This is a genomic window from Streptomyces plumbidurans (genome assembly GCF_019857225.1).
Classification (GTDB): Bacteria; Actinomycetota; Actinomycetes; order Streptomycetales; family Streptomycetaceae; genus Streptomyces; species Streptomyces plumbidurans.
Window position 1 is genome coordinate 1 of sequence record NZ_JAFJSY010000144.1, and the last position, 5813, is coordinate 5813.

Sequence of the window (5813 nt, forward strand, 5' to 3'; positions counted from 1 at the left end):
CGCCGCACCCGGACCCGCTGCGACGGCGGGCCCGGTCCGCTCGGAGGCGCCGATCGGTCCGCGCGGTACGGCGCCGGGCCCGGTCTCCTTGGGCACCTGGCTCTTGGCCTGGGGTGCCTCGCGCTCGGACCTGGGCGGCGCGGCGCCACGCCGGGCGGCGGGCGAGGGGTCGCGGTCCTCGACCGGGGTCTTGGGCGTCTGCGCTCCGGCGGGCCGGGACACGGCGGCGGCGACGGGCGTGGCGACCGCGGGCGCGGGGCCCGGTGCGGACGGGGCCGTGGCGGTCGTACGGGACTCCGCCGCCGTACGCTCCCGCTGCCGGTCCTTCTCGTCCTGCTCGTCCGTGGCGTCCGGCTTCTCGTCGTCACCGTCCGTCCGGTCGGCGTCGGAGTCGTCCGGGTCCTTGGTCTGCTGCCTCTCCTGCCGCTGCTCGGGGTCCGGTTTCTCGGTCTCCGGCTCGGGCCGTTCCTTGTCCTGGGTCGCGGGGTCCGGGCCGACCTCCTGGTCGAGCGGCTTGTCGGTCTCCTGGAGTTCCTTGGTACCGCGGTCCTGGGCCTGTGCGGCGGGCCCGTTCTCGGGCTGCGGGGCCTCGCCCTCGACGGGCCCCTCGTCCTGGCCGGGCGCCTTCGGTTCGGGCCCGGCGTCGTCCTCGTCCTCCTCGCGCTCGTTCTTCTCCCGCTCCTGCTCGGTCTTCTCCGCCTTCGTCGGCGGCGGGCTGGGGAAGGAGGGCAGGGACGGTTCTGCGGCACCGGGCGTGAGTTTGTCCGCGGTCGGTACGGCGGACAGGTCGAGGTCGGACTCGGGCAGGTAGTCCTCGGGCTTGAGCGCGGGCTCGTCCTTCTCGCCCGGTGCCCCTGCGCCCTCGTCCTCGCCGCCCGCGACCACCTGGTCGGCGCCCGCCTCCAGGCCGAGCGGCCGTTCCTCCTCGCGGGGTTCGGCCTCGGCGCCGCCGTCCTCGTCCTGCTCGTTCAGCCCGTGCTCGGACAGCGCGGAGTCGGGCCGCTCGGCGCGTTCGTCGACCTTCTCGGGGCGTACGGGGCCGGGCTGGGCCTTCTGCTTGGGGTCGGGCTGCTCGTTGCGGGAGCCGGCGGCGGGCTGGGTCTGCTCGTCGCGCCGTGTGCGCTTGTCGGCGCCGGGAGCGGTGGCCTGCTGCGGGTCGGCCTCCTCCCGTTCGCGCTGTTCCTTGCGCTCCTCCTTGGCCTGTTCGGTGCCCTCCTGGCGTCCTTGGGCACGTTCGTCGGCGGCCTGGTCGGTGCGCTCGCGATCGGTGGCGGACTGCTCGTCCTCCTGCTGCTGCTCCTCCTTGGCCTGCTGCCGTGAGGCGTTGCGGGTGTCCTCCTGCTCGGTGCGCTGCGCGGCGTCCTGTTCCTCGGTGGCGGCGTCCGTGCGGGCCCGGCTGCGGTTGCTGCTGCTCCGGGCGTCGCGCGCCTTGGCGTCCCGCTGTTCCTCGCGGGAGTCGTCGGCGCGCCGGTCGGCGGAGCCGCGGTCGGACTCCTGCTTCTTCTGCCACCGGGTGCGTTCGACACCCAATTCCTCGAAGAGGTCGATCTCGGGCAACGGCGCTTCGGCGGGCTGGAGTTCGACGGGTCCCGGCCGGGCCTGCTCAGCGATCTCCAGCAGCCGGTCGTACTCGGGGGTGAGGAGCCTGTTCTCCAGGCGCTTCACGACCGCGCCCTCCAACTCCTCCGACATTCGCGCCAGTTGCAGTCGAACGCGGCCGGAGGCGTCGCTCGGGTCGCCGCGCAGGCTGCGCAGCACATTGCCCGCGATGCGGTCCACGAGGGTCGCCGGGTCGACGGCCTCGGCGCGCATCCGGTCGGCGTCGACGGTGGCGTAGCGCAGCCAGCCGGGGGTGTCCTGGCCCTCCTCGACCTGCGGGGCGGCGTCCGGAGTGTCCGGGCGCACCAGGGCCTGGGCGGCTTCCTCGGCCTCCTGCTCGATGGCCTGCTGCGGCAGGCTCACGGCGCCGAGTTCGCGGCCGGCCCGCAGGGTGCCGAGGCCGTGCGGGTTCTGCACCGTGTGCTGCAGCTCGTGGGCGAGCAGGCGGCGGCCCTCGTCGGTGCCGGGGCGGAAGGCGCCCTCGCGGAAGAAGACGTCCTGACCGACGGCGACCGCGTCCGCGCCGAGCAGTGCGGTCAGCTGCCCGGCGTCGCGGCCGGTGTGCAGCCGTACCCGGCCCAGGTCGTGGCCGAACTGCTCCTCCAACTCCCTGCGCAGGCCCGGGTCCAGAGGCTGTCCGGCGCCGCTGACGATGTTCTTGGGCTCGGGCGTACGGGACCTGGCGGCCTTCTCCTTGCGCTTGCGGCGGCGCTGCTCGGCGGACTGCTCCGCGGCGGCGTCCTGGGTCCGGGCGCTCATCGGCTCACCTCCCCGTCGCCGCTCAGCCCCTGGTGCACGGCGCGTGCCAGCTCCTGGCCGAGGCGTCGTGCGGACAGCCCGGCGGGCAGGGGCGGCAGCCCGGACAGGGCCTCGAGGGCGAGGGGACCGTCCGCGGCCAGCGGTACGCCGTGCAGCCGTACGAGACGGGTCAGTTCGGTCTCGAAGGCGGCCGACACCCGGTCGGGATCGGCCCGGAAGCCGTCGAGGACCAGTTCGCCGACCTCGACGCGGATCGCCGAAGGCTCCCTCGCGGGCCCGGAGTTCACACCCATCCGCGGACCTCCGTCGGCGTCAGGGAACGCTCCAGCTTCAGGTACTCCGTGCGGGCGGCGGCGAGCATGTGCCGCATCTGCAGCCGGTCGCCCTCCTCGGCGGCGAGGAACGCGCCGGACAGGGCGATGTTGCGGATCGAGCCGCCCGCGACGGTGAGTTGGGCGAGCAGCGCGGGGTCGATGTCCTTCACCGGGGCCTGCGGCGGCAGCACGCGCCGCCAGATCTCGGCGCGCTCGTCCTCGGCCGGGAAGGGGAAGTCGACGACGAAGCGGATGCGCCGCAGGAAGGCCGTGTCGAGGGCGCTCTTCATGTTGGTGGTGAGGACGGCGAGCCCGCGGTAGGCTTCCATGCGCATCAGCAGATAGCTGACCTCCAGGTTGGCGTACCGGTCGTGGCTGTCCTTGACCTCGCTGCGCTTGCCGAACAGCGCGTCCGCCTCGTCGAACAGCAGCAGCGCGCCGCCGCGTTCGGCGGCGTCGAAGACCCGGCGGAGGTTCTTCTCGGTCTCGCCGATGTACTTGCTGACGACCTGCGAGAGGTCGATGACGAACAGGTCGAGGCCGAGCTCGTTGGCCATGACCTCGGCGGCCAGCGTCTTGCCGGTGCCGGAGCCGCCCGCGAACATCGCGGTGACGCCGAGGCCACGGCGCAGGGTCGCGCCGAATCCCCACTCCTGGTGGACGGTTGCCCGCTGCCGTACGTGCGCCACGATCTCCCGCAGCACGCTCGTCTGCCGCTCGTGCAGCACCAGGTCGCCCCAGCCGGCCCGCGGGGTGATCCGCCGGCCCAGCTCGTCCATGCCGATGCGTGCCTCGTCGAGCCCGGCCCGCCAGGCGAGTTGGGCGGCGTCCAGCTCGTCCTCCTGCGGCAGCCGCCGTCGTACGGTCGCGGCGGCGGACCGCACGATGTGCGGCGGCAGACTGAACTGGGCGACCAGTGACCGCAGTTCACCGTCGTCGAGATCGGCGACGTCGTGGAAGGCCTCGCCCCAGAGCGCGAACTGCTCCTCGTCGTCGAGCTGCGGCACGGCGACCCGGGCCGCGTACGACCGCTCCGTACGCAGCGGGTCCTCGCTGGAGACCACCACCGGTACGGCGGCCCCGGCCAGGAACGCGTCGGTCGCCGCCCGCTGGTCGCGGTCCAGGTCGCCCACCTCGACGAGCAGCGCGGCGGGCAGCAGAATCGCCTCGCGCTGCCACAGCCGGGCGAGCCGGTCGCGCTCGACGGGGTCGGAGGGGATGTCCTCGGCGCTCATCGAGTACAGCCCGAGCCCGGAGCGCGCGGCCGCCGCGGCCGCGATGTCGGCCCGGCCGCGCAGCTCCCCGCCGGTGACCTCGACGAGCGGCGCGTCGGCTGCGCCCGCCGTCGTCCAGCCCTCCACGAGCCGGTCGGCCGCCAGGTCGTACGACGGTGTCAGCGCCTGTGGCACCGGGGTGCGGCGCAGCTGGCCGTGCAGCCGCGCGTCCAGATAGGGCGAGCCGAGCAGGAAGTGCAGGATGCGCTCGTCCAGCCGCAGCCGTGAGGTCGTCAGCCGTGACTCGTCGTCCAGTTCGGCGATCCGCCAGCGCCTGAGCGGGGCCACGGGGGTCAGTGCGCTCCAGTGCGGCTCGGCGAGCGCGGCCAGGGCGAGCGAGAAGGTGGGGTACGCGCGCTCGGGGTCACCGCAGGCGGCGGCGCATCTCGCGGCGGCCGTGGGCTCCAACTCCTGGGCTGCGGTGAGGAGTACGAGGTCGCGCTCGAAGGCGGTGAGGCCGAAGCAGGAGACGAGGGCGTCGAGCGGGGCGGTGCCGGGGCCTTCGACGGGGGCGAGCTCGGCGCCGGGTGCGCGGTCCTTCTCGGCTGACCGCGCCGCGTGCGCGTCGACCCGGGCCAGGACACGGCGGATCTCCGCGGTCAGCGTCGTCCCCTGCCCGGTCGTCCCCATGTCCTCACCTGCCCCCGTCGTCGTCATGCCGCCTCACTTCTCCGTGCTGTCGTCGCCCCGCCGCGGGGTCTGCCTGGCGGTCCTGGGTGCCGACTTGCGGGTTCGCGCGGGGGACTTTGCGGCGGTCTTCGCGACGGACTTCGCCGGGGCCTTGGCGGTCTTCTTCTCCGGTGCCGGAGCTGGCTGTTGGGGTGAGAAATCCTCAACTCGCACCACACCAGGCTCACTTGAGACAGGGGCCTGCTCGGCTCTCGGAGGGACCGGCGCGCCCGGCGCCCCGAACGGCAGCACCCGTACCTCGGGCCGCTCGACCGGCTTGCCCGCCACCGGTATCTGACGTCCGTCGATGTAGACGAGCGTCGCCTGGTAGACCACGGACAGGGTGTACGGCGTCTGGTAGAGCATCCCCCACAGCTTCGACGTCTCGTCGACGTCCATCACCGTCGGCGTGAACCGCACCCGCTGCGCCGCCGCGGCGAGGTCGCTGCCCGCCAAGTAGGGCCGCTCACCGGCCAGTTCGATGACGTCCTTCGGCAGGACCGGGATCTCGTGCAGGGTGCGCACCACGGAGCCGATCAGCCGCTGCCCGACCAGTTCCCGCTCGTCGCCGTAGGCGCTGATCACATAGTGCAGGTCGAGCGCCGCGGCGGGCCGTTTGACCAGGGTGCCGTCGGCCGCGCGGGTGGGCAGGTCGTTGTTGCGCTGCGAGGTGTTGGGCGTGACCTGGTAGAGGAACACCGAGATCGTCGGCTGCTCCAGCTGCGGGTCGGCGGGCGGCTTGCGCGGCTCGACCTTGACGGCCTCGCCGAACTCCGGCCCCACGTTGTTCTCGATCAGCAGCGCGAGGGCCTGGGTGACATGGGCGATGGCAAGTGCGTTGCTCATGACGTCAGTTCCTCGGTTCCTCTCGGCCTGCTGTTCTCTGTCCGTGGTTCACTCGCGCCCCCGGGCCAGATAGTCGGCGAGACTCACGGTCGCCCCGGCCCGCTCCTTCGCGGGCGGGTTCCGCCGCCCGCCCCCCGAGGGCTGCGCGGTCACTTCGAGCCGCCCGATCTGCACCTGCACCACCTGCTCGGTGGTCCGTGCCGGGCGCCGGGCCGCGGCCTGCCGTACGGCGTCGCGTGCTGCCGCCGTGTCGGCGGCGCTGGGTCGCAGCGCCGCCGACACGGCGTGGGGGGCGGTCTCCGCGCCCGGGGGGTTGGGCACGGGGACCGCGGACTGTGCGGGCTCCTGCTGC

The 5813-nt window shown here is 73.8% G+C and carries 4 protein-coding genes and 1 pseudogene; all 5 read right to left on the reverse strand.

What is annotated here, in order from left to right; genetic code table 11:
- Positions 1-2358: eCIS core domain-containing protein (locus JYK17_RS39810; protein ID WP_222812293.1), on the reverse strand; the 2358-nt coding region annotated here is incomplete at its 3' end.
- Complete coding sequence (locus JYK17_RS39815) at positions 2355-2651, reverse strand: hypothetical protein (RefSeq protein ID WP_128803514.1); 297 nt, start codon at positions 2649-2651, stop codon at positions 2355-2357. The genes JYK17_RS39810 and JYK17_RS39815, both read right to left, overlap by 4 nt.
- Complete coding sequence (locus JYK17_RS39820) at positions 2642-4603, reverse strand: ATP-binding protein (protein ID WP_372465386.1); 1962 nt, start codon at positions 4601-4603, stop codon at positions 2642-2644. The genes JYK17_RS39815 and JYK17_RS39820 overlap by 10 nt, the downstream gene beginning before the upstream one ends.
- Positions 4604-4609: 6 nt before the next feature.
- Positions 4610-5461, reverse strand: a complete 852-nt coding sequence (locus tag JYK17_RS39825; protein WP_108011836.1) for a Pvc16 family protein — start codon at positions 5459-5461, stop codon at positions 4610-4612.
- Positions 5462-5509: 48 nt separating this feature from the next.
- A pseudogene (locus JYK17_RS39830) lies at positions 5510-5813 on the reverse strand (hypothetical protein); the annotation flags it as partial.

What these genes read in the sequence shown, in the direction of transcription:
- JYK17_RS39815 (WP_128803514.1), bottom strand. Translation starts at nt 2,651, where the DNA reads ATGGGTGTGAACTCCGGGCCCGCGAGGGAGCCTTCGGCGATCCGCGTC.
- JYK17_RS39820 (WP_372465386.1), bottom strand. Translation starts at nt 4,603, where the DNA reads ATGACGACGACGGGGGCAGGTGAGGACATGGGGACGACCGGGCAGGGG.
- JYK17_RS39825 (WP_108011836.1), bottom strand. Translation starts at nt 5,461, where the DNA reads ATGAGCAACGCACTTGCCATCGCCCATGTCACCCAGGCCCTCGCGCTG.